24 protein-coding genes are annotated in these 21,828 nt (G+C 54.5%); 18 read left to right on the top strand and 6 right to left on the bottom strand.

Features of this window, described 5'->3' with window-relative positions:
* Positions 1–50 precede the first annotated feature (50 nt).
* Positions 51–290 (top strand): MarR family transcriptional regulator, encoded by a 240-nt coding sequence (locus INT84_RS18920; protein WP_194208033.1) that lies wholly within the window; start codon positions 51–53, stop codon positions 288–290.
* 475 nt (positions 291–765) lie between these two features.
* Here the strand turns inward: INT84_RS18920 and ppa are convergent, their stop codons facing one another.
* On the bottom strand, positions 766–1,293 hold the full coding sequence (gene ppa / locus INT84_RS18915) for an inorganic diphosphatase (protein ID WP_004857176.1): 528 nt from the start codon (positions 1,291–1,293) through the stop codon (positions 766–768).
* Positions 1,294–1,695: 402 nt separating this feature from the next.
* Here ppa and ytfQ point away from each other — a divergent pair, with 402 nt between their 5' ends.
* The 5 genes from ytfQ (at position 1,696) to INT84_RS18890 (ending at position 7,536) form a co-directional block, all read left to right on the top strand.
* On the top strand, positions 1,696–2,652 hold the full coding sequence (gene ytfQ, locus INT84_RS18910; protein WP_194208032.1) for a galactofuranose ABC transporter substrate-binding protein YtfQ: 957 nt from the start codon (positions 1,696–1,698) through the stop codon (positions 2,650–2,652).
* A gap of 153 nt (positions 2,653–2,805) precedes the next feature.
* Positions 2,806–4,302: a galactofuranose ABC transporter, ATP-binding protein YtfR gene (ytfR, locus tag INT84_RS18905; RefSeq protein WP_194208031.1), complete on the top strand. Its 1,497-nt coding sequence runs from the start codon at positions 2,806–2,808 to the stop codon at positions 4,300–4,302.
* A gap of 10 nt (positions 4,303–4,312) precedes the next feature.
* A complete protein-coding gene (ytfT, locus tag INT84_RS18900) occupies positions 4,313–5,338 on the top strand; it encodes a galactofuranose ABC transporter, ATP-binding protein YtfT (protein ID WP_194208030.1) in 1,026 nt (341 codons plus the stop codon).
* Positions 5,325–6,326: a galactofuranose ABC transporter, permease protein YjfF gene (gene yjfF / locus INT84_RS18895; RefSeq protein ID WP_176920426.1), complete on the top strand. Its 1,002-nt coding sequence runs from the start codon at positions 5,325–5,327 to the stop codon at positions 6,324–6,326. The genes ytfT and yjfF overlap by 14 nt, the downstream gene beginning before the upstream one ends.
* Positions 6,327–6,420: 94 nt before the next feature.
* Positions 6,421–7,536, top strand: coding sequence for a methyl-accepting chemotaxis protein (locus tag INT84_RS18890; protein ID WP_194208029.1), 1,116 nt, complete (start codon positions 6,421–6,423; stop codon positions 7,534–7,536).
* Positions 7,537–7,602: 66 nt separating this feature from the next.
* On the opposite strand, the gene fbp is transcribed toward INT84_RS18890, so the two are convergent.
* Complete coding sequence (gene fbp, locus INT84_RS18885; RefSeq protein WP_194208028.1) at positions 7,603–8,601, bottom strand: class 1 fructose-bisphosphatase; 999 nt, start codon at positions 8,599–8,601, stop codon at positions 7,603–7,605.
* A 173-nt stretch (positions 8,602–8,774) separates the two neighbouring features.
* On the opposite strand from fbp, the gene mpl reads away from it, so the two are divergent.
* Positions 8,775–10,151, top strand: coding sequence for a UDP-N-acetylmuramate:L-alanyl-gamma-D-glutamyl-meso-diaminopimelate ligase (gene mpl / locus INT84_RS18880; protein WP_194208027.1), 1,377 nt, complete (start codon positions 8,775–8,777; stop codon positions 10,149–10,151).
* A 169-nt stretch (positions 10,152–10,320) separates the two neighbouring features.
* Positions 10,321–10,614 (top strand): hypothetical protein, encoded by a 294-nt coding sequence (locus INT84_RS18875; protein ID WP_194208026.1) that lies wholly within the window; start codon positions 10,321–10,323, stop codon positions 10,612–10,614.
* Positions 10,615–10,640: 26 nt separating this feature from the next.
* Here the strand turns inward: INT84_RS18875 and INT84_RS18870 are convergent, their stop codons facing one another.
* The 3 genes from INT84_RS18870 to yjgA form a co-directional block, all read right to left on the bottom strand.
* Complete coding sequence (locus INT84_RS18870) at positions 10,641–11,084, bottom strand: DUF2628 domain-containing protein (protein WP_194208025.1); 444 nt, start codon at positions 11,082–11,084, stop codon at positions 10,641–10,643.
* Positions 11,085–11,266: 182 nt separating this feature from the next.
* Positions 11,267–12,475, bottom strand: a complete 1,209-nt coding sequence (locus tag INT84_RS18865) for an aldose 1-epimerase family protein (RefSeq protein WP_194208024.1) — start codon at positions 12,473–12,475, stop codon at positions 11,267–11,269.
* A gap of 282 nt (positions 12,476–12,757) precedes the next feature.
* Positions 12,758–13,309 carry a ribosome biogenesis factor YjgA gene (yjgA, locus tag INT84_RS18860; protein WP_194208023.1) on the bottom strand — a complete coding sequence of 184 codons (552 nt, stop codon included), beginning with the start codon at positions 13,307–13,309 and terminating at the stop codon, positions 12,758–12,760.
* A 94-nt stretch (positions 13,310–13,403) separates the two neighbouring features.
* Between yjgA and pmbA the strand changes: the two genes are divergently transcribed.
* Both pmbA and cybC read left to right on the top strand, forming a co-directional pair.
* Positions 13,404–14,756, top strand: coding sequence for a metalloprotease PmbA (pmbA, locus tag INT84_RS18855; protein WP_176920434.1), 1,353 nt, complete (start codon positions 13,404–13,406; stop codon positions 14,754–14,756).
* A gap of 225 nt (positions 14,757–14,981) precedes the next feature.
* A complete protein-coding gene (gene cybC / locus INT84_RS18850) occupies positions 14,982–15,371 on the top strand; it encodes a cytochrome b562 (protein WP_194208022.1) in 390 nt (129 codons plus the stop codon).
* A gap of 18 nt (positions 15,372–15,389) precedes the next feature.
* On the opposite strand, the gene INT84_RS18845 is transcribed toward cybC, so the two are convergent.
* Positions 15,390–16,268 (bottom strand): LysR substrate-binding domain-containing protein, encoded by an 879-nt coding sequence (locus tag INT84_RS18845; protein WP_194208021.1) that lies wholly within the window; start codon positions 16,266–16,268, stop codon positions 15,390–15,392.
* A 111-nt stretch (positions 16,269–16,379) separates the two neighbouring features.
* Between INT84_RS18845 and INT84_RS18840 the strand changes: the two genes are divergently transcribed.
* The 8 genes from INT84_RS18840 to INT84_RS18805 all read left to right on the top strand — a co-directional run bounded on the left by INT84_RS18840 (position 16,380) and on the right by INT84_RS18805 (position 21,810).
* The gene (locus INT84_RS18840) at positions 16,380–16,961 is read left to right on the top strand and encodes a nuclear transport factor 2 family protein (RefSeq protein WP_194208020.1); all 582 of its coding nucleotides are present in this window, start codon (positions 16,380–16,382) and stop codon (positions 16,959–16,961) included.
* 39 nt (positions 16,962–17,000) lie between these two features.
* The gene (locus tag INT84_RS18835; protein WP_194208019.1) at positions 17,001–17,798 is read left to right on the top strand and encodes an alpha/beta fold hydrolase; all 798 of its coding nucleotides are present in this window, start codon (positions 17,001–17,003) and stop codon (positions 17,796–17,798) included.
* 256 nt (positions 17,799–18,054) lie between these two features.
* Entirely contained in the window at positions 18,055–18,909 is an 855-nt protein-coding gene (locus INT84_RS18830) for a DNA/RNA non-specific endonuclease (protein WP_194208018.1), read from the top strand.
* Positions 18,910–19,341: 432 nt separating this feature from the next.
* Entirely contained in the window at positions 19,342–19,680 is a 339-nt protein-coding gene (locus INT84_RS18825; RefSeq protein ID WP_176920440.1) for a glycine dehydrogenase, read from the top strand.
* Between the two features lie 10 nt (positions 19,681–19,690).
* Positions 19,691–20,053 carry an SFCGS family glycine-rich protein gene (locus tag INT84_RS18820; protein WP_103675660.1) on the top strand — a complete coding sequence of 121 codons (363 nt, stop codon included), beginning with the start codon at positions 19,691–19,693 and terminating at the stop codon, positions 20,051–20,053.
* A gap of 2 nt (positions 20,054–20,055) precedes the next feature.
* Positions 20,056–20,355, top strand: a complete 300-nt coding sequence (locus INT84_RS18815) for a DUF4312 family protein (RefSeq protein WP_176920441.1) — start codon at positions 20,056–20,058, stop codon at positions 20,353–20,355.
* A gap of 22 nt (positions 20,356–20,377) precedes the next feature.
* Positions 20,378–21,154 (top strand): DUF4311 domain-containing protein, encoded by a 777-nt coding sequence (locus tag INT84_RS18810; RefSeq protein ID WP_194208017.1) that lies wholly within the window; start codon positions 20,378–20,380, stop codon positions 21,152–21,154.
* 11 nt (positions 21,155–21,165) lie between these two features.
* The gene (locus tag INT84_RS18805; protein WP_103675663.1) at positions 21,166–21,810 is read left to right on the top strand and encodes a DUF4310 family protein; all 645 of its coding nucleotides are present in this window, start codon (positions 21,166–21,168) and stop codon (positions 21,808–21,810) included.
* The last annotated feature ends 18 nt before the right edge of the window (positions 21,811–21,828 follow it).

Below are 21,828 nucleotides of genomic sequence, written 5' to 3'. Positions count from 1 at the left end.
CAGGCTATCTATTTTAACGTTCTATTTATACCTCCCGGATGCGATAAAAAATGATTAATGAAATTGAACTTAACGTATTAAAAGTTATGGCTGAAAAAGGCCGAGACTGGAATTGCTATCTTCTTGACCGGGTGCTTTCCGTAAGGGATGTTCCGGGCTTTGGCAATGTGGTTAGAATTGTTAATAACTTAGCCAGTCAGGGCTTGGTTGACATCATTTCTATAGAGGGTTCGACTCAGCCAGATTATAACGTTACCTCTAAAGGCTATGAATATGTAAATAGCCATTAGTTAGCTAAATAGCTCCAAGATAAAGGAAGGCCAATTAATAAATTCGTTTATCTTTCTTACCAGTATATTATCTTTAAAAATAGCGATGTGGAGTGGAAAATTAGAGAGATATAAATAAATGAAAGAAATAACTTATCTTGAATGGTTAAAGCAACTACCCAAATGCGATAACCTATACTCGTCTTCATGCTGTCCAGTTTGTAATTCTAAAGGGCTGTCTTATCAATACATGGGGTTTAACGATAAGGATATTGGGTGGAAAATAGTGTGGTGTGAATCTTGCGGTTCTGGAGTAAAAATTTCAAGAACCAAAATACCTTCAGGAGAAAATGTATTAATCGAGGATAAGGAGCAGGAAGCTTTTTTTGTAGCGCATTCTGATCTGAAATTAATATTATAAGACTACATCTCATATAAAAAGAACCCCAACAATATGGGGTTCTTTAAATTATAAAGCCAGTATTAACGCTAAAAATTACTTCTTCGCGCGCTCAAACGAGGCAATGATTTCTGCTTTTGCCGCTTCGGCATTGTCCCAGCCGTCAACTTTAACCCATTTGCCTTTTTCGAGATCTTTATAGTGCTCGAAGAAGTGGGTGATCTGCGCTTTCAGCAGTTCCGGCAGGTCGTTCACATCTTTAATATGATCGTACTCTTTGCTCAGCTTGGTGTGCGGAACCGCAACCAGTTTGGCATCTTCGCCAGACTCGTCGGTCATTTTCAGCACGCCAACCGGACGGCAGCGAATGACTGAACCTGGTTCCAGCGGGTACGGGGTCGGGACCAGAACGTCAACCGGGTCACCGTCCAGAGAAAGGGTGTGGTTGATGTAACCGTAGTTGCACGGATAGAACATCGCGGTGGACATGAAACGGTCAACGAAAAGTGCGCCGCTCTCTTTGTCGACTTCGTATTTGATCGGATCCGCGTTCGCCGGGATCTCAATAACAACGTAGATATCTTCCGGCAGATCTTTACCGGCCGGGACGTTGAGTAAGCTCATGTCTGTTTCCTTTAAAATGTATGGCAAACAAGTGCCCGGTATTATAGCCAACTGGCACGGAATGTCTTGACCTCTTTTTCTCGCCCCTCTTTTTTCAGAACATGCTTTGACGTCCTTTTCATGACAGGAAAATCCATAAAGTCAGCCACTTACTGAATAAGTTTGTGTAACCGGTTACAAAAGCGTGCTCCATGCATAATAACTGGCTGAAATTTATTCAATTTTATCGCTGCCGCTATACCCCGCCATGCCCCGCCTTTCCGGCCCTGACGCCAAAGGCCCTTGTTAATGAAGTGTTCTTTTTTCTGAAGTGTGATGTAACTCATTTTGTTACATGCCGGTTTGTCTATAGTTCAAGCGCAGGTGACTTTTTACTAACAATAACCCTACGAGGACGCTCTTATGTGGAAGCGCTTACTTTTAGTCACAGCAGTTTCGGCAGCCATGTCGTCTATGGCAATGGCCGCCCCCCTCACCGTCGGTTTTTCTCAGGTCGGTTCTGAATCTGGCTGGCGCGCCGCTGAAACCAGCGTTGCGAAAAGCGAGGCTGAAAAACGCGGTATCACTCTGAAGATTGCTGATGGTCAGCAAAAACAGGAAAACCAAATCAAAGCCGTCCGCTCTTTCATCGCCCAGGGCGTTGACGCCATCTTTATCGCGCCGGTCGTTGCTACGGGCTGGGAGCCGGTGCTGAAAGAGGCGAAAGACGCCGAGATCCCGGTGATCCTGCTCGACCGCTCTATCGACGTAAAAGATAAATCTCTCTACATGACCACCGTGACTGCCGACAACGTACTGGAAGGCCGCCTGATCGGCGACTGGCTGGTGAAAACCGTGGCGGGCAAGCCGTGTAATGTCGTCGAACTGCAAGGCACGGTCGGTGCCAGCGTGGCTATCGACCGTAAAAAAGGGTTCGCGGAAGCCATCTCTAAAGCGTCGAATATTAAAATCATCCGCTCGCAGTCCGGCGACTTTACCCGCAGTAAAGGGAAAGAAGTCATGGAGAGCTTTATCAAAGCGGAAAACAACGGCAAAAACATCTGCATGGTTTATGCCCATAACGACGATATGGCGATCGGTGCTATCCAGGCCATCAAAGAGGCGGGTCTGAAGCCGGGCAAAGATATCCTCACCGGCTCAATCGACGGCGTACCGGATATTTATAAAGCCATGATGGACGGCGAGGCCAACGCCAGCGTGGAACTGACGCCAAATATGGCCGGTCCGGCGTTTGATGCGCTGGAGAAATTCAAAAAAGACGGCACCCAGCCTGAGAAGCTGACCATCACCAAATCGACGCTTTACCTGCCGGATACGGCGAAAGAAGAGTTAGAGAAGAAGAAAAATATGGGGTACTAAACCCCTCACCCCGGCCCTCTCCCTGAGGGAGAGGGAGGGAAACCTGCCACATTTGACGCCTTACCTGTCCTGTGGACAGGGCATAACCCCGCGCGCCATATCGTCCCCTCTCCCTGAGGGAGAGGGTGAGGGGCAAAGGGTAGAGGAGACATTATGCACACAGACCAGGACATCCTGCGCACCGAAGGGCTGAGTAAATTCTTCCCCGGCGTTAAAGCGCTGGACAACGTCGACTTCAGCCTGCGTCGCGGTGAAATCATGGCGCTGCTTGGCGAAAACGGTGCCGGAAAATCGACGCTGATTAAAGCGCTGACCGGCGTCTACCATGCCGATCGCGGCACCATCTGGCTGGATGGCACAACAATTTCCCCGAAAAACACCGCCCATGCGCAACAGCTCGGCATCGGTACCGTCTATCAGGAAGTTAACCTGCTGCCCAATATGTCGGTGGCGGATAACTTGTTTATTGGCCGTGAACCCAGGCGTTTTGGCTTTCTGCGCCGCAAAGAGATGGAGCGTCGGGCGACTGATCTGATGGCGTCCTACGGCTTTTCGCTCGACGTGCGCGAGCCGCTCAACCGTTTTTCGGTCGCGATGCAGCAGATCGTGGCGATCTGCCGCGCTATCGATCTTTCGGCGAAAGTGCTGATCCTCGACGAGCCCACCGCCAGTCTCGACACCCAGGAAGTCGAGATGCTTTTCACCCTGATGCGCCAGCTTCGCGATCGCGGTGTCAGCCTGGTGTTTGTCACCCACTTTCTCGATCAGGTGTATGAGGTCAGCGATCGGATCACCGTTCTGCGTAACGGTGGCTTTGTCGGCTGCCGTGAGACGCGCGAGCTACCGCAGATTGAGCTGGTAAAAATGATGCTGGGACGCGAACTGGATAACAACGCCCTCCAGCGCGCCGGGCGCACGCTGTTGAGCGAAAAACCGGTCGCCGCGTTTAAAGATTTTGGCAAAAAAGGGGTCATTAATCCGTTCGATCTGGAGGTCCGGCCGGGAGAGATTGTGGGTCTTGCCGGGCTGCTGGGATCGGGACGCACCGAAACGGCGGAGGTCATTTTCGGCATTAAGCCTGCCGACAGCGGCAGCGCAATGATTAAAGGCAAGCCGCAAACCCTGCGCTCGCCGCATCAGGCCTCCTGTCTGGGGATTGGCTTCTGCCCGGAAGACCGGAAAACCGACGGCATTATTGCCGCCGCCTCGGTGCGAGAAAATATCATCCTCGCGCTTCAGGCCCAGCGCGGTTGGCTGCGGCCTATTTCTCGCCGCGAGCAAAATGAAATTGCCGAGCGCTTTATCCGTCAACTGGGCATTCGCACGCCGAGCGCTGAGCAGCCGATTGAGTTTCTCTCCGGCGGCAATCAGCAAAAAGTGTTGCTGTCGCGCTGGCTGCTGACCCGCCCGCAGTTCCTGATCCTCGATGAGCCGACGCGCGGCATCGACGTCGGTGCGCACGCCGAAATTATTCGCCTGATCGAAACCCTGTGCGCCGACGGGCTGGCACTGCTGGTTATCTCTTCTGAACTGGAAGAGTTAGTGGGCTATGCCGACCGGGTGATTATTATGCGCGATCGCAAGCAGGTGGCGGAGATCCCGCTGGATCAGCTTTCCGTTCCGGCGATTATGAATGCCATTGCGGCATAAGGAGAACCCCGTGATGTCCCGATCTCTTCCGCAAACAACGCCACCGAAGCGGCGCTTTTCCTGGCCGGTGGGTATGCCGCAGATTATTGCCCTGCTGCTGGTGCTGGTGGTTGATAGCCTGGTGGCTCCGCACTTTTTCCAGATAGTCTTACAGGACGGGCGGCTGTTCGGCAGCCCGATTGATATTCTTAACCGCGCCGCTCCGGTGGCGCTGCTGGCGATTGGCATGACGCTGGTGATTGCCACCGGCGGCATTGACCTTTCGGTCGGCGCGGTGATGGCGATTGCTGGCGCGACGGCGGCCTCCATGACCGTGGCCGGGCATTCACTGCCGATGGTCATTCTGGCCTCGCTGGGCGCGGGCGTACTGGCCGGGCTGTGGAACGGTATTCTGGTGGCGATCCTCAAGATCCAGCCCTTTGTTGCCACGCTCATTCTGATGGTGGCCGGACGCGGGGTGGCGCAGCTGATTACCTCCGGGCAGATTGTTACCTTCAACTCGCCGCACCTGGCGTGGATCGGTAGCGGCTCGCTATTGTTGTTCCCGACGCCGGTGATGATTGCCCTGGCCGCGCTGCTGATTTTCTGGCTGTTTACCCGCAAAACGGCGCTCGGCATGTTTATCGAAGCGGTGGGGATCAACATCCGCGCGGCGAAAAACGCCGGGGTGAATACCCGCCTTGTGGTGATGCTGGCCTATGTGTTAAGCGGCCTCTGTGCAGCGATTGCCGGGATCATCGTGGCGGCAGATATTCGCGGTGCCGATGCTAACAACGCCGGGCTGTGGCTGGAACTGGATGCCATCCTGGCGGTGGTGATCGGCGGCGGTTCACTGATGGGCGGGCGTTTTAACCTGTTTCTGTCAGTGGTCGGCGCGTTGATTATTCAGGGCATGAACACCGGGATCCTGCTCTCCGGTTTTCCGCCGGAGCTTAATCAGGTGGTGAAAGCGGTGGTGGTCATGTGCGTGCTGATTGTCCAGTCGCCACGCTTTATCAGTTTGTTAAAAAGGAGAGGTGGTCATGATAAAACGTAACCTGCCGCTGATGATCACACTCGGCGTCTTTATTCTGGGGTATCTGTATTGCCTGACCCAGTTTCCCGGCTTCGCTTCTACGCGCGTGATCTGCAATATTCTGACCGATAATGCCTTTCTGGGGATCATTGCCGTCGGCATGACCTTTGTGATCCTCTCCGGCGGTATCGATCTCTCCGTCGGCTCGGTGATCGCCTTTACCGGCGTCTTTCTGGCGAAGGCGATTGGCTTCTGGGGGTTGTCGCCGCTGGTGGCGTTCCCGCTGGTGCTGGCGATGGGCTGCGCATTTGGCGCGTTTATGGGGCTTTTGATCGACGCGCTGAAAATTCCGGCGTTTATTATTACCCTGGCAGGAATGTTCTTTCTGCGTGGCGTCAGCTATCTGGTCTCGGAAGAGTCGATTCCGATTAACCACCCGATCTACGATACGCTGTCCAGCCTCGCGTGGAAAATTCCCGGCGGCGGGCGGTTGAGTGCGATGGGCCTGCTGATGCTCGGTGTAGTCGTGATCGGCATTTTCCTCGCCCGGCGCACACGTTTTGGCAATGAGGTTTATGCCATTGGCGGCAACGCCACTTCCGCCAACCTGATGGGGATTTCCACCCGCAGCACCACGATCCGCATCTATATGCTCTCCACCGGGCTGGCAACGCTTGCCGGGATTGTTTTCTCGCTCTACACCCAGGCAGGCTACGCGCTGGCAGGCGTCGGCGTGGAGCTGGACGCTATCGCCTCGGTGGTGATTGGCGGGACGCTGCTGAGCGGCGGCGTGGGAACGGTGCTGGGGACGCTGTTCGGCGTGGCGATCCAGGGGCTGATCCAGACCTATATTAACTTCGACGGCACGTTAAGCAGCTGGTGGACTAAGATCGCTATCGGTATTTTGTTGTTTATTTTTATCGCCTTGCAGCGCGGCCTGACGGTGCTGTGGGAAAACCGGCAAAGTTCGCCAGTGACACGCGTTAGCGTAACATCAACAAATCAGTAACATATTGATTTGGCAAAATATCTAAATATTTTCCGGTTACTGCCGATATCCCCAGTGGATAGATGCATTCCTCCTCTGTAACCGGAAAATAACTATGTTAAGAACACTCTCTCTTCGAACAGGTTTACTGGTTTTACTGGCGACGCTGGCGCTGCTGATCGTTCTGACTGGCGGCACGGCGCTTTACCTTCTGGCACACCACAGCGCAGGCTGGGGCGCGATAACGCTGACGGGCCTGGCGACGCTGGCTTCCCTTGGGCTGCTAGTGGTGCTCTGGCTGGGATTACAAATGCTGCTGCTGCGCCCGCTGAATGAGGCGGTAGCGACGCTGGAGCAAGTCACCACCGGCGATCTCACCCACGTCATCAGCGCCGCCCACAGCGGCGAATTTACCCGGCTGACTCAGGCCATTGAAACGCTGCGTCTTGCCCTGACCGACTCCGTAACCCGCGTACGTGATGCGGGTGCGCATATCGGTTCCGGCAGCCGTGAGCTGACCGCCGGGCATTCGGATCTGGCCCAGCGTACCGAATCCACCGCCACCTCGCTTGAGCAGACGGCGGCCAGTATGGAAGAGCTAACCGCCACCGTGAAACAGAACGCCGCCAACGCGGAGCAAGCGCATCAGCTGGCGAAATCGGTTTCTGATACCGCCGACCGCGGCAGTGAAATGGTCTGCTACGTCATTGAAAAAATGGGCGATATTTCTGGCAGCGCCAACCGTATCGCTGACATCCTCGGCGTGATTGACGGCATCGCTTTTCAGACCAATATTCTGGCGCTGAACGCCTCGGTTGAAGCGGCGCGGGCAGGCGAGCAGGGACGCGGTTTTGCCGTCGTCGCTGGCGAAGTACGCAATCTCGCCAGCCGTAGCGCCGATGCGGCGAAAGAGATCCGCCAGCTGATTAGCGACTCGCAAACCCATGCTGGCGAGGGCAGCAGTCTTGCGATGCAGGCGGGCGAGACGATGGACGAAATCGCCACCGAAGTGCTGCGAATGACAAAACTGATGCGCGAAATTTCCAGTGCGTCGCAGGAGCAAAGCCGGGGCATTGAGCAGGTAAATGTCGCGGTGAATCAGATGGATGAGACCGCACAGCAGAACGCCGCGCTGGTCCAGCAATCCTCCGCCGCGACCCGCTCGCTGGAGGAGCAGTCATACGAAGTGATTAACGCCGTCGCCTCGTTCAGATTGCAGACGGCGGGGTAGTCAGACTCGCCTGTTCACGGACAATCCCCTCTCCCTGTGGGAGAGGGTTAGGGTGAGGGGGCGGTGCTACGCGTCCGGGAACTCGCGCATAAAGCGCTCAACATCTTCCACCATATGCCCGGTGCCAACGAAGAACGGGCGGCGCTGGTGCAGGGTTTCCGGCATGATGTCCAGAATACGTTCCTTACCGTCGCTGGCCTTGCCGCCCGCCTGCTCGGCCAGGAAGGCCATCGGGTTGCATTCGTACAGCAAACGCAGTTTCCCTTCCGGGTGGCTGGCCGTGCTTGGGTAGAGGTAGATCCCGCCTTTCAGCAGGTTGCGGTGAAAATCGGCAACCAGCGAGCCAATGTAGCGTGAGGTATAAGGGCGCTGCGTCAGCTTGTCCTCTTCCTGGCAGAACTTCAGGTATTTCTTCACCCCGGCCGGGAATTTAATGTAGTTCCCTTCGTTGATAGAGTAAGTATTGCCCTTCTCCGGAAAACGCATACGCTCCTGGCTGAGGCAGAATACGCCCAGTGACGGGTCGTAGGTGAAGGCATGTACGCCGCAGCCGGTGGTATAAACCAGCATCGTAGACGAACCGTAAACCACATAGCCCGCCGCAACCTGCTTGTTGCCCGGTTGCAGGAAATCTTCTTCCGTCACCGGCGTGCCGACTGGCGTAACGCGACGGTAAATAGAGAAGATCGTGCCAACAGAAACGTTAACGTCAATGTTGGAAGAGCCATCCAGCGGATCCATCAACACCACGTATTTCGCGTGCTCGCAGCCTTCAAAAACAACAATTTCGTCTTCTTCTTCTGAGGCGATACCGGCCACGATATCGCGGGCACGCAGGGCGGCCTTCAGCTTTTCATTGGCAAACAGGTCAAGTTTTTGCTGAACCTCGCCCTGAATATTTTCAGCACCGCTGGCACCGAGGATATCGACCAGGCCCGCTTTGTTGATATCGCGGTGGATGATCTTAGCGCCCAGCTTTATTGCCGATAACAACGCCGTGAGCTCACCGGTAGCATGTGAAAACTCATGCTGCTTTTCGACAATAAATTCACCTAACGTTTTCATAACACTTTCCCTGCATTGTATGTGGAGTAATGTTGTTGCAACAATCTTAACAAAGATTCAAAAGAACGCGCACAGGTGAATCGCGCCAGCCGGGCAAGGAAAATCCTGAAATGCAGTTCCGTGCCGTCAAACATATGGGTAAAATGCAGGAATTGAAAAAAAGGAACTGACGAATGCGCATTCATATTTTAGGAATTTGTGGCACGTTTATGGGCGGGCTGGCGATGCTGGCACGCTCGCTGGGCCACGAAGTAACAGGTTCGGATGCCAACGTGTACCCGCCGATGAGCACGCTGCTCGAAAAGCAGGGCATCACCCTGATTCAGGGTTATGACGTTAACCAGCTCGACCCTCAGCCGGATCTGGTGATCATCGGTAATGCCATGACGCGCGGCAATCCGTGTGTGGAAGCGGTACTGGAGAAAAACATTCCGTTTATGTCCGGTCCTCAGTGGCTGCATGATTTTGTGCTGCGTGACCGCTGGGTTATTGCTATCGCTGGCACCCACGGAAAAACCACCACCGCAGGCATGGCGACCTGGATCCTCGAAGCGTGTGGCTATCAGCCGGGCTTTGTCATCGGCGGTGTGCCGGGCAATTTTGAGGTCTCGGCGCGTCTCGGCGACAGCCCGTTCTTTGTCATTGAAGCGGACGAATACGACTGCGCCTTCTTCGACAAGCGATCCAAGTTCGTGCATTACTGCCCGCGCACGCTGGTCCTCAATAATCTTGAGTTCGACCACGCGGACATCTTCGACGATCTGAAAGCGATCCAGAAACAGTTCCATCACCTGGTTCGCATCGTACCGGGGCAGGGCAAAATCATCCTGCCGGAGAACGACATTAACCTGAAACAGGTGATGGCGATGGGCTGCTGGAGCGAGCAGGAGCTGGTTGGCGAGCAGGGGCACTGGCAGGCGAAAAAGCTGACTACCGATGCCTCGCACTGGGAGGTGTGGCTTGACGGTGAGAAAGCCGGGGAAGTGAAATGGACCCTGGTCGGCGAGCACAATATGTATAACGGCCTGATGGCGATTGCCGCCGCGCGTCACGTTGGCGTCGCGCCTGCGGATGCCGCCATTGCGCTCGGTACGTTTATTAACGCCCGCCGCCGTCTCGAACTGCGCGGCGAAGCTAACGGCGTCACGGTGTATGACGACTTCGCTCATCACCCGACCGCAATCCTCGCCACGCTTGCCGCGCTGCGCGGGAAAGTGGGCGGCACCGCGCGCATTCTGGCCGTGCTGGAGCCGCGTTCGAACACCATGAAAATGGGCATCTGTAAAGACGACCTCGCGCCGTCGCTGGGACGTGCGGATGAAGTCTTCCTGCTCCAGCCGCAGCATATTCCATGGCAGGTCGCTGAAGTGGCTGACGCCTGCGTTCAGCCCGCGCACTGGCATGCGGATGTCGATACTCTGGCGGACATGGTGGTGAAAACCGCGCAGCCGGGCGATTATATTCTGGTCATGAGCAACGGCGGCTTTGGCGGCATTCATCAGAAGCTGCTGGACCGGCTGGCGAAAAAGGCGGAAGCTGCGCAATATTAATGGGTATTTAATCGTATTCTCAAAAGGGCCTGCTCAGTCAGGCCCTTTTGAATGCGTGTTTACAAGCACAACCCGCTTATCCTATTATTCCCTTCAGATAATAAATAATATAACGGGAACGTCTGTTATGACTGTATTGCCAGAGGTTGCCACGCCAATAGAAAAAAATGTGAAAATGGTCAGCGTCGCGCTGGGCGTAAGCATTGCTTCACTGGTGCTATTTGCCGTGATGGTCCTGTTTGCGGTTTTTTTAAATTACAGTGATGAATGGATGCCCGCTATTGATATTGCAATAATGATAATATGGTGCATCGTCTTTCTGTTAATGACGGTCAGCTTTCCCATGAGTATCGCTGGCATGATCGCCTCAACACGGCGGCTAAAAGCTTTTTTGGCCTTCTTTATTTCGGGCATTACGCTGACATTATTAACAGGAAGCATCTTTCTGGCGGATGCAATGTAGGGAGCGCATGCGCTCCCTTCATGTAATTAATACTGGCGTGACGGGATTTTCTCAAGCTCTGCTGAACTCTTACGGCTCATGCCCTGGAAGGGGTTCCAGCTATCGATGCCTTTAATGGTATGCAGATAATAGGCGCTATTCACCGACATGGCGCAAAACGCCGCATAGGCCAGGTTAACGCCTCTGACGATGCCTTCCAGATTCACATCGCCAGCGACTTCAATGACGCCTAACAGCAGGTTAATAACGGCAATACCAATAAATAACGTCAGCCCTTTTTTCCATAATCCAAGAATGCAGAAGTAGATAAAGCCAAAGAAGAAAGCGTAAAAGTTATACATGTAACGTGGGCGCTGCAAAAATTTTAATTTCTTAATCGCATCACGGTAACCAGGCGATCCTGGCAGGCCATTACGCTCAAAGAAGTCAAAGCGATCTTTCCACTTATCGCTATACGTTTTTTGTGTCATGTGTTGTTCCTTTCCCCAGATAATACCAGATGTACTGGTTGCCCGAGCAAGGATAGACTATTCAAATTCACAGGTCAGCTACCGCCTCCTAAATCAGGGGGGGTAAGTCGGAGAATATTTGACAATGATCATTAATAATGAAAGCAAGCCTGCCCGATATAACCGGGCAGGCCACGCGGTTATTACTCTTTAGCTATTGGTGTTTCATCCGTTTTCAACGTTGTTTGCCCCTGAATAGCCTTAATGGCTTTTTCTGTCTCGCTGACCTGGCTGCTGCTATGGAGCAGGGTATACGTCAGATCGAACTGGGTGCTTTCGCCCGGCTGAAGTTGTTTCACACGTTTCTGTTCGCGCTCAATGGTCACCGGATAGGCATAGCTGGTGCCCGGCTCAATGCCGGTCACGTAGCCCTGCTTCTCGGTATCGGTGTTTTTCCACAGCGTTAACACCGGTAGCTGGCGGGTATCAAACTGAATAGATGCGCCTTTATCGCCCGCTTTATTGACCACGGCGGCGAGGGTGCGGTGGTTAGTGTCCGACAGCGGTTTGATATTAAACACCATCTCATCAAAACCTTTGGTCGGACCCAGATACGTTTGCCACTCCTTCAGGCCGCCTTTCGCGTAGTCGTTAAAGGGGCTGATACTTTCCATCGGGGCCAGGAAGCGCGCGCCTTCCTCAAGGATCGGCTTGCCGAAGTTGCTGTGATAGATGATCTGGTAATCATGCGGATAATCGGCATGGTTGGTTAACACATCGTGCAGACTGAAGCTGTTGCTGCCGGGCACATAGCGCAGTTCGGTCATGGTTTGCAGATCGGCCTTCTTGAAAGTGCTTTCCTTCACCAGGCCGCGCACGCGGATTTCATACGGTGCCGTGTCGCTGACCTCCACTTCGACCTGCGAGGCCGGGGTATTTCCCACCTTGCCATGCAGCGTATAAATCTGACCGTCCGCCGTTACCGGATGGCCGGTCCACTCATAACCGCAGCGAACCACCATCTCGTTGAACCCTTCCAGCCACCCCAGACCGTTACGGCTTTCCAGATTAATAAACGCCGGGTTGACCACCTCTTTTACCGGCGAATCCCAGCCCATCCGCACGCCGAAACCTTCAACGTGCAGCAGGTTCATCCCACGCGTCGGGCTAAGCGTAATCGTCAGGCCATCTTTGCTGTTGATGATCAGCACCTTACTGCCTTCCTGCTTACCACCATGCAACACTTTTTGCTCAATGCTGAAGTGGCTATCTTTGATGTTCAGCTTATCGCTGCTGATCTGCCAGTTTCCTTGCTCAGTGCCGTTTTCAGCACCCGTCAGCACCCAGGTTTGCGCCATTGCAGGCGCGGAAATAAGTAGGGCTAATGTAGACAATGTCAGTATCTTTTTCATTAAAGCATCCTTTTTGCTGAATCGATTATGTTTCGGTGGGTAAAATTTAGTGACTTCAGCGTAATGAAAATGTGACTTGTCTCACCTGGTGAGTAAACAGGCGATTTTGTCTGTGGAAATATGATTTAAATCGTATAAATATGCATATAAGTACATTTGTTACATTGAATAACGAGATACCGATCGATTTTAGCTTTAACGATTCAGCTAAGGCGTAAGCAGTTCAGGAAGGAGCAGGAAAAGGGGAGTGCTAACGCGGCGAGGCCGCGTTAGCCAGAGGAATTACTGGTCGTTTTCCGCCAGTTCACGCAGATACTGGAAAATCTGGCGGGCAGATTTAGGCGGCTTATTGGTTTCTTGTTCTTTCTTCGCGTTACGGATAAGCGAACGCAGCTGCTGACGGTCAGCCTGAGGCCACAGGCGCAGCACTTCCGGTACCGCGTCATCACCTTCAGCAATCAGGCGGTCGCGAAGCTGTTCCAGCTTGTGAAACATCGCAACTTGCTGATTATGACGGTTTTTCAGCTTATCCAGCGCCTGACGAATCGGTTCGACATCGCGTTGACGCAGCATTTTGCCAATCAGCTGAAGCTGACGGCGGCGGCCTTCCATTTTAATACGCTGCGCCAGTTCAATGGCGGCACGCAGATCGGGGTCGAGCGGGATCTTATCCAGCGCGTTCTTACCCAGTCCCACCATTTCCGCGCCGAGTTGCTTTAACTCTTCAGCGTCACGTTTAATTTCACTTTTGCTGACCCAGATAATTTCATCATCTTCGTCTTCGATGTCATCACCGGGAACATCGTCGAGCCAGTCTTCGGGCTGTTTGGTCATATTTGGCTCCTTAAAAAAGAGGCTAATACTAACACCGTGAGCGCATACTGAGAATGGGTTCTCTGTTAGACTTCAATAAACGTCACCTTACATTATGGCAATAGTAATGAAAGTAATCACACAAGTTGCAGAGCAGCGTAAAGTCCTGGAAGAAGCCGTCTCTACCGCACTGGCGCTGGCTTCCGGCAAATCTGACGGCGCGGAAGTGGCGGTCAGCAAGACCACCGGGATTGGCGTCAGCACCCGCTACGGTGAGGTGGAAAATGTTGAATTTAACAGCGACGGCGCGCTGGGCATTACGGTGTATCACCAGAACCGCAAAGGCAGCGCGTCCTCAACCGACCTGAGTCCGGATGCCATTGCCCGTACTGTACAGGCGGCGCTGGACATTGCGCGTTACACCTCGCCAGATCCGTGCGCGGGCGTGGCGGAGAAGGAACTGCTGGCCTTTGACGCGCCGGATCTCGATCTGTTCCACCCGGCGGAAGTCTCTCCGGACGAAGCCATTGAACTGGCGGCGCGCGCCGAGCAGGCTTCGCTTAAGGCGGATAAACGCATCACTAATACCGAGGGCGGCAGCTTTAACAGCCACTATGGCGTAAAAGTTTTTGGCAACAGTCACGGCATGTTGCAGAGCTACTGCTCCACCCGCCACTCGCTCTCCAGCTGTGTGATCGCCGAAGAGAACGGCGATATGGAGCGCGACTACGCTTATACCATTGGCCGGGCGCTTGGCGATTTACAAAGCCCGGAATGGGTGGGCGAAGAGTGTGCTCGTCGTACCCTGTCGCGCCTGTCGCCGCGTAAGCTCTCCACCATGAAAGCGCCGGTGATCTTCGCCAATGAAGTGGCGACCGGGCTGTTTGGTCATCTGGTCGGGGCGATTGCTGGCGGTGCGGTCTACCGTAAATCGACCTTCCTGCTCGACTCGCTCGGCGAGCAGATCCTGCCGGAGTGGTTGACCATTGAAGAACATCCGCATCTGCTGAAGGGGCTGGCCTCGACGCCGTTCGACGGCGAAGGCGTGCGTACCGAGCGTCGCAATATCATCAAAGATGGCGTGCTGACCCAGTGGCTGCTGACCAACTACTCCGCCCGCAAGCTGGGCCTGAAAAGCACCGGTCATGCTGGCGGCATCCACAACTGGCGGATCGCCGGACGCGGACTGGATTTTGCCGGGCTGCTGAAAGAGATGGGCACCGGGCTGGTGGTGACGGAACTGATGGGGCAGGGCGTTAGCGGCATCACCGGCGATTACTCGCGCGGCGCGGCGGGCTTCTGGGTTGAGAACGGGGAAATCCAGTATCCGGTAAGTGAAATCACCATCGCCGGTAATCTTAAGGATATGTGGCGCAATATGGTGACCATCGGTAACGATATTGAAACCCGCAGCAATATACAGTGTGGATCGGTCTTACTGCCGGAGATGAAAATCGCCGGACAGTAATACCAGGGCGGCATTTGCCCTGGTTTTACTATTGTGTAGCGTAATGCCGGGTGGCGGCTGCGCCTTACCCGGCCTACGAAAAAGCAGCGTTATCAATGCAGTATGACTCGTCTGTAGGCCTGTGCAAGCGAAGCGCCGCCAGGCATTATTCTACGGTGTAACCTTTGTCAGCAGTCTGAGAGCGGCATTTGCCGCCTGGCCAATAATAAAAAAAGGAAGTGAGCAATGCGTAAAAAGCTGTTAGCAATGCTGGCGGCGTCAACGCTTGTGCTGAGTTCAGCGCATGCCCTGGCCGCCGATCTTGAAGATGATATGGATACCCTCAACGCGAATTTGAAGGTGGTGCAAACGACGGATAACGCTGCCGAAATGAAAGCAGCCCTGACCGACATGCGTACCGCGGCGCTGGATGCGCAAAAAGCCACGCCGTCTAAGTTTGAAGACAACGCCGCTGACAGCCCGGAAATGAAAGATTATCGTCACGGTTTTGATATTCTGGTCAGCCAGATCGACGGCGCGATCAAGCTGGCGAATGAAGGCAAAGTAAAAGAAGCCCAGGCGGCGGCGGAAGAATTTAAAACCACCCGCAATACGTACCACAAAAAGTATCGTTAATCCTGACACGCCCCGATCTCAGCGGGGCGTGGCGATCTTCAAAAACGCCGCCACCGCGCCGTTATTCTCTTTTTGTCTGCTAATAAGCATCAGGTTCGCCGCCAGCGCTGGCGCATCCAGCGGTCGGTAGACTACGCCTGGAACGCAAATATTCGTTAGTGGTTCAGGCACCAGCGCCAGTCCCTGACCGGCGGCGGCCAGCGCAAGCACGCTGAGCGAACTGGATGAGCAATGGGCGACGTCCGGAGACTGGCCGAGCAGCGCGGTAAGCGCGGTATACAGCGACTCGTCAGCGCCGTGCGTATCGTAGAAAATGAGCGGTTCCGCCGCCAGCATCTCCACCGTCAGGCGCGGCTGGCTGGCGAGCGGATGATCGTCGGCAAGCGCGACGACGCGGTTCCAGATGCCGATCTTTTCACATCTCAGCGCCGGGATATGTAATTTGCCGTGGTCCGGGGTGTAGCCGACGTCCAGTTGTCCGGCCAGAATGGCATCGGCCTGCGCCAGAGGCGAAACTTCGCTGGCGATCAACTCCGCCTGTGGAAAGCGGGCGCGAAAAGCCCGCAGATCGCCGGTTAATTTCCCGCTAAACACCGCATTGCCGGCAAAACCGATTCGCACCTGGCCAGTCTCGCCGCGCAGCGAGCGCTGCACGGTCTGACGCGCGTGGTCAGCCTGATCCAGAGTGCGTTGGGCCTCCACCTGTAGCAGCCGCCCGGCTTCGGTCAGCTCCACGCTACGGCTGGTGCGAATAAATAGCGGGCCGCCGAGTTCGTCTTCCAGACTTTTGATCTGCATACTCAGGGCTGGCGGAACGATATTAAGCCGTTCGGCGGCGCGACCAAAATGTTTCTCCTCCGCCACGGCGAGAAAGTAACGCAAATGACGCAGATCCATAGGGTTGCTCCATTGTTCATTTAATCTGAACGATTGCTCAATTACCTATAATGGATCTTATCGCGGATAGCGACGAAACTAAAATTCACTTTCTGCTGGAGCTAACCTGTTATGCAAAATTATCTCGACGATCGTCAACAAATTACCGATTTACTGACCGGCTGGATGCACCGTGATTTAGGCGAATGGGATCAATTACGCGATCTGTTTCATCCGGACGGCACCATTGAGATCACCTGGTTTGAAGGGCGGGGCAGCGATTTTGTCGATGGTTCAATGCGCATGGGCGCGTCAGACGTGCGCACCAAACACATGGTCGGTACGCCGGTCGTGACCTTTAATCCGACGGCAACAAAGGCCATCGTCGAGACCAACGCGATGATTATTGGCGAGCATGTGAAGCTGAATCTGGGCTGCGTCGGCCATAACCGCTTTTACGATATGGCGGAAAAACGCGACGGCGTGTGGAAACTGTTTAGACGCCAGAGTATTTACGATATGGCCAGTTTTACCTTCCCGCTCGGCGTGGTCGATATCGATCAGCAAACGGTAGCGAAATATCCGCGCGAATATGCTGCGCTGGCGTATCTGCTGGAAAAAAGCGGCTTCCCGGTGCAGCGCGTCTTTGCGACGCGCGGGAGCGAGCTTGAGCAGCAAATGAAAGCCGAGGCAAAACGCTGGCTGGCCGCCTGACCTCAGAAAATACGCGTCATCACCGTAAAGGATAACACGATGATTCACTCGTTTACTGTCCATACCGAAAACGCCGATCTCGCCTGCTACCAGCAAGGTAGCGGCCCTCTGTTGTTGCTGATCGTGGGAGGCAACGGTGACAGCCGCCGTTTTATCCCGTTGTCAGCGCAGCTTGCCGACCGTTATACCGTGGTGCGTTACGACCGCCGCGCCAATGCCCGCAGCAGCGGTGACACGCAGAGCGAGCTGGATATGGCGCAGCAGGGGCGGGATGCCGCTGCCGTCATTCGCGCGATGGGCGTTCAACCCGCGTATGTGTTTGGCAACAGCGCGGGAGCGAATATAGCGTTGAAATTGACCCAGGATCATCCGGAGCTGGTGCGCGGTCTGGTCGATCACGAACCGCCTATTACTGATTTTCTCCCGCCATCCGAAGCCGCGCCGTGGCGGGCTTTTTTTGATCGGGTATATGACACGTATTTGACCGACGGCGGCGCTGCGGCGATGAAACTGTTCTCGACCTCTTTTGTCGGCCTTGAACTGAATGCCGCCGCACCGGGCGATCAGGATGGAGATTTTGAACGCTTTCTGGCGCATGAGTTCAGGACAATCAATCGTTTTGTGCCTGACCTGGAAGCATTGCGTCGCGGTGGGGTGCCGATGGTGACTGCCGCAGGCCGCGCCAGCGGAAACGCGTTCTATGTGCAAACGACACGCGAACTGGCGTGGCAATTGCCTTGTCCATGCGTTGAGGTCAGCGGCCATCACTTAAGTTATGCCAGCGATCCGGTCGTATTTGCCGATGAGCTGCACCAGATCCTGAAGTCACTTTGTTAACCGCCTGTTCCATGCCGGGCAGTGCTCACATCCTCACGTACGGCATGTACGCTGCGGTTGTTCCGCGCTGCCCGGGCTAATACTGCCAGCATCATTGCGCTATCAACGGTTATAAAAATAGTTCATCCGGATATCACGCTTATTCGGCATGTTATCATTTTTTCCTCATATTAACGCGCTTGACGATTTTGATTATTCTTTTCTAAAAATAAATAAGTACTATGGTTTTTCCTGCACCGTAAAATATGTTGGCACCATGTCGTTATTCTGTGAAAAAATACATTTTAATAAAAATATAAAATATTGCGCTTTCGTTCCGCTATTTTTCCTGTTTGCGTGTTCGACAACACATTCGCCGCAGAAAAATAATATATTAACGCATGTCTCCCGGCCGGATAATTGCGCGGTTGGATGCCCCACCGGCGGCGGCACGCAGACGTTGATCCGTGAAGCCTATACGCTGAATAACAACAGCAGCACGAAGTTTGCCAACTGGGTGGCCTATAAAATCACCAAAACCAGTCAGGCCAGCAACCGGGCGCGGAACTGGAAGCAGGATCCTGATTTGCCCGCCTCCGATACGCTGGCTCCTGCTGCCTATCAGAATGCCAATAAAGTGCTGGCGGTGGATCGCGGGCATCAGGCTCCGCTTGCCAGCCTGGGCGGTACGGCGGACTGGCAGGCATTAAATTACCTTTCCAATATCACGCCGCAGAAATCTGCGCTGAATCAGGGGGCGTGGAGCCGATTAGAAGATCAGGAGCGCGCGCTGGCGAATCGGAGCGATGTCTCCACCGTATATTCCGTGACCGGGCCGCTTTTTGAAAAAACGGGCGCGGCACTGCCTGCTCGCCCCGACGTGATTATTCCGGATGCCTACTGGAAAATTATTTTTATTGGTACCCGTCCGGATAAAGGGAAATACGCTGCTTTTTTGCTGAAGCAATCGACGCCAAAAAACGCCAGTTTTTGTGATTATCAGGTGACGGTAAATACGATTGAGCAACAAACGAATCCGAAACTTACTATCTGGTCGGCATTACCGCAAAATATTGCTGAGATGATTAAAAACCAGAAAGGGACGTTAGCACAGGAAATGGGGTGCCCGTGAGCGGAGATATTCATTGGGCCAAAGGGATATGGCGTGAGATCGTCCCCCATAACATGCCCGGCGGCGCTTTGCTTGCGTGGGCCTACTGGTTGCGCATAACATGTTGATATAGTAGATATTTGTAGGCCGGGTAAGGCGAAGCCGACACCCGGCACCACCGCGCAGGCGCATTCGCCTCATAAGCAAACCTTATCGACTTCACATTTCTTCTCCCCGGTTCACCACGTCTTTCGCTTTAAAAAACCGCTGATTTCCGCATTTTTATGTGACCCATATCACGCTAATCCAGTGAAAAATCATTATTCAGCCCATTTATGTGGAACAGATCACTCTCTCCACCCGCCTTTCCACTTCGAAGTGGAAAACAACTCGCTACAAACTATTAACCTCCGACGGTAGATTTATTCCAGAGCCATAAACGGGGTACGACGAGTGAATAACGGAGCAGTCATTAACGACGCTGGAGAACAGACGGAGCAGATTGGTCAACTGGCCGATCGCATGTTGCCGCAGGTGTATGCGCTGCTACGCCGTCATCACATTATTCCCAACGCCGTACAGGAGCAGATGCTGACCTCCCACGTCCGCGCGATGGCCTTGCGGTCAGTGACCGGCGAGCCGCTGCCGGAGGTGGACGCCAGCCTGTTCGAGGAAATTTCGCAAGACTCAATGGCGCTTGCCCGCGAAGTGGTCGCGGCATTCGGCAACCTTCCTGAAGAAGAAGCCTGGCTGCTGTCGGTGCACTTCGAAGTCGCAAAAGAGAACCTTTAAGGAGCAAAAGATGGAACAGATTACCGTAGTGATTGGCGACCGTTTGGGTAAAGGCCAGAAAGTCGCGGCAGGCGTAGAGAAAGCGGGCGGACGCGCGGTGGTCGTGCCGGGCGTGGCGGCGGATATGAAGCTCGGCGACGTGATGAAAGCGGAGAACGCCACCTTCGGCATCTCCTTCTGCGGCAGCGGCGGCGCGGGCGCGATCACCGCACAGAACAAGTACGGCTATAAAGCGAAATACGGGATGCGTTCAGTAGACGAGGGCGTTACCGCCATCAACGAAGGCTGCAACGTGCTGGGCTTCGGCTTTATGGATAAAGAAGAACTGGGCGAACGCCTGGTGCAGGCGTGGCAGAAGAAGCACGGCGCATAAGCATGAAAGAGCAATTCACCACCACGGTGAGAGTGAAGGGCAAAGGTGAGGCCAAATCGCGTGCCTTTGCCGATGCCCTGAACCACGTTCAGGCGGCAGTGATGAAGTCCTCGCCGCATATTTTACTGCGTATTGAGCCACAGGATGTGCAGGTCGTTCATGCGCATGAAACGGTGCGTAAAGAAGCCTTTCTGTTCTTCTTTTTGCGCCGCGAAAGACGCACGTACAGCGTGGAGCTGGACGTCACCGTCAACGTGACCGCCATCGACCTTGATAAGGTCGATTTCGTCACGCAACGCTGATCCTCAATAAAAGGGCGGAACCATGTTCCTGATAATTTTAATAAAATCGCTCATCATCGGCGGCCTGGTTGGCGTCGGTGTGGGAGCCGGGGCTGCACGCATGTTTCATGCACCCACCACGCAGGGGATGGGGGCATTTCGTACGTTGGGCGAGCTGAACTCCTGTGAAGGCGATCCGGCGTCGCACTTCTCATTTGGTCTGGGCTTCTTCTTTAACGCCTGGGCATCGTCGGTTGCGGCAGGGTCGTTCACCCAGGATGTCGATCACCGCATTATCCCGAACTGGGGCGCGGCGGCGCTGATGATCAAAAACCGCAACGTCGGCGAGACGCTGCACGATCCGAAAAAAATGGCTATCGCCTGCGGCATCATCGGCACCATCGTCGTGACCTTCCTCAACCTCACGGCCTCTTCCGTACCGGAATCCTTACAGGTCACCGCCGTTAAGGTACTGGTGCCTGCCGCTAACCTGCTGGTGAACACCGTCATGCCGGTGATTTTCTGGCTGGCGGCCATCGACGCGGGCAAAAAATCGGGCTTCTGGGCGACGATTTTCGGCGGCGCGGCGCAGCTGATCATGGGCAATGCCGTTCCGGGCCTGGTGCTGGGGATCCTGATTGGTAAAGGCGTGGAAGAGAGCGGCTGGAACCGCGTCACCAAAGTGATGATGGGCGCTATTGTCGCGCTGTTCGTGCTGAGCGCCTTCTTCCGTGGCTTCGACATGAAAATGATCGAATCTTTCCATCTGACCGTGCCGAACTGGCTCGATCTGATCCACAACTCGCTCAGCGGTAAATAACGGAGACGGCAATGGAACAGAATAAAGGGTTTTGGTATGCCGACTGGTCGTTCCCGATCTTCGTTGGCCTGCTCTCGTCCGGCGTGTTTGCCGGGACGCACATGTACTACCTCTACGGGATCGGCGCGTTTAACGAAGTGGCGTTTGTCTCGATGCTGCGCGCGGGGATTGATACCGGCGCGTATGGCGCGGTAGCGGCCTTCGGTGCCAGCTTCCTCTTTGCCCGTATTATCGAAGGCTCGCTGGTAGGGATCCTCGATATCGGCGGCGCGATCCAGACCGGCGTGGGCCTTGGCGTTCCGGCGCTGCTGCTGGGGGCGGGCATTATGTTCCCGGTGACCAACTTTATCGCCTCGCTGATCACCGGGCTGGTGATTGGTCTGGCGATTGGCTACCTGATCATTCTGGCGCGTAAGTTCACCATCAACCAGAGCGACTCCACCTACGGTGCGGATGTGATGATGGGCGCGGGCAACGCATCTGGTCGTTTCCTGGGCCCGCTGATTATCCTCAGCGCGATGGCGGCGTCGATTCCTATCGGTATCGGCTCGCTGGTGGGCGCACTGCTGTTCTATATCTGGCAGAAGCCGATTACCGGCGGCGCGATCCTCGGCGCGATGATCTTAGGCTCCATTTTCCCGGTCGCCATCAGTTAACCCGTGCGGGCGCAGCTG

The sequence above is a fragment of the Superficieibacter sp. 1612_C1 genome, assembly GCF_015234305.1.
In the GTDB taxonomy this organism is placed as follows: domain Bacteria; phylum Pseudomonadota; class Gammaproteobacteria; order Enterobacterales; family Enterobacteriaceae; genus Superficieibacter.
Note: the sequence above shows the minus strand (reverse complement) of the source record. Positions and strands in the feature narration are given on the sequence as shown.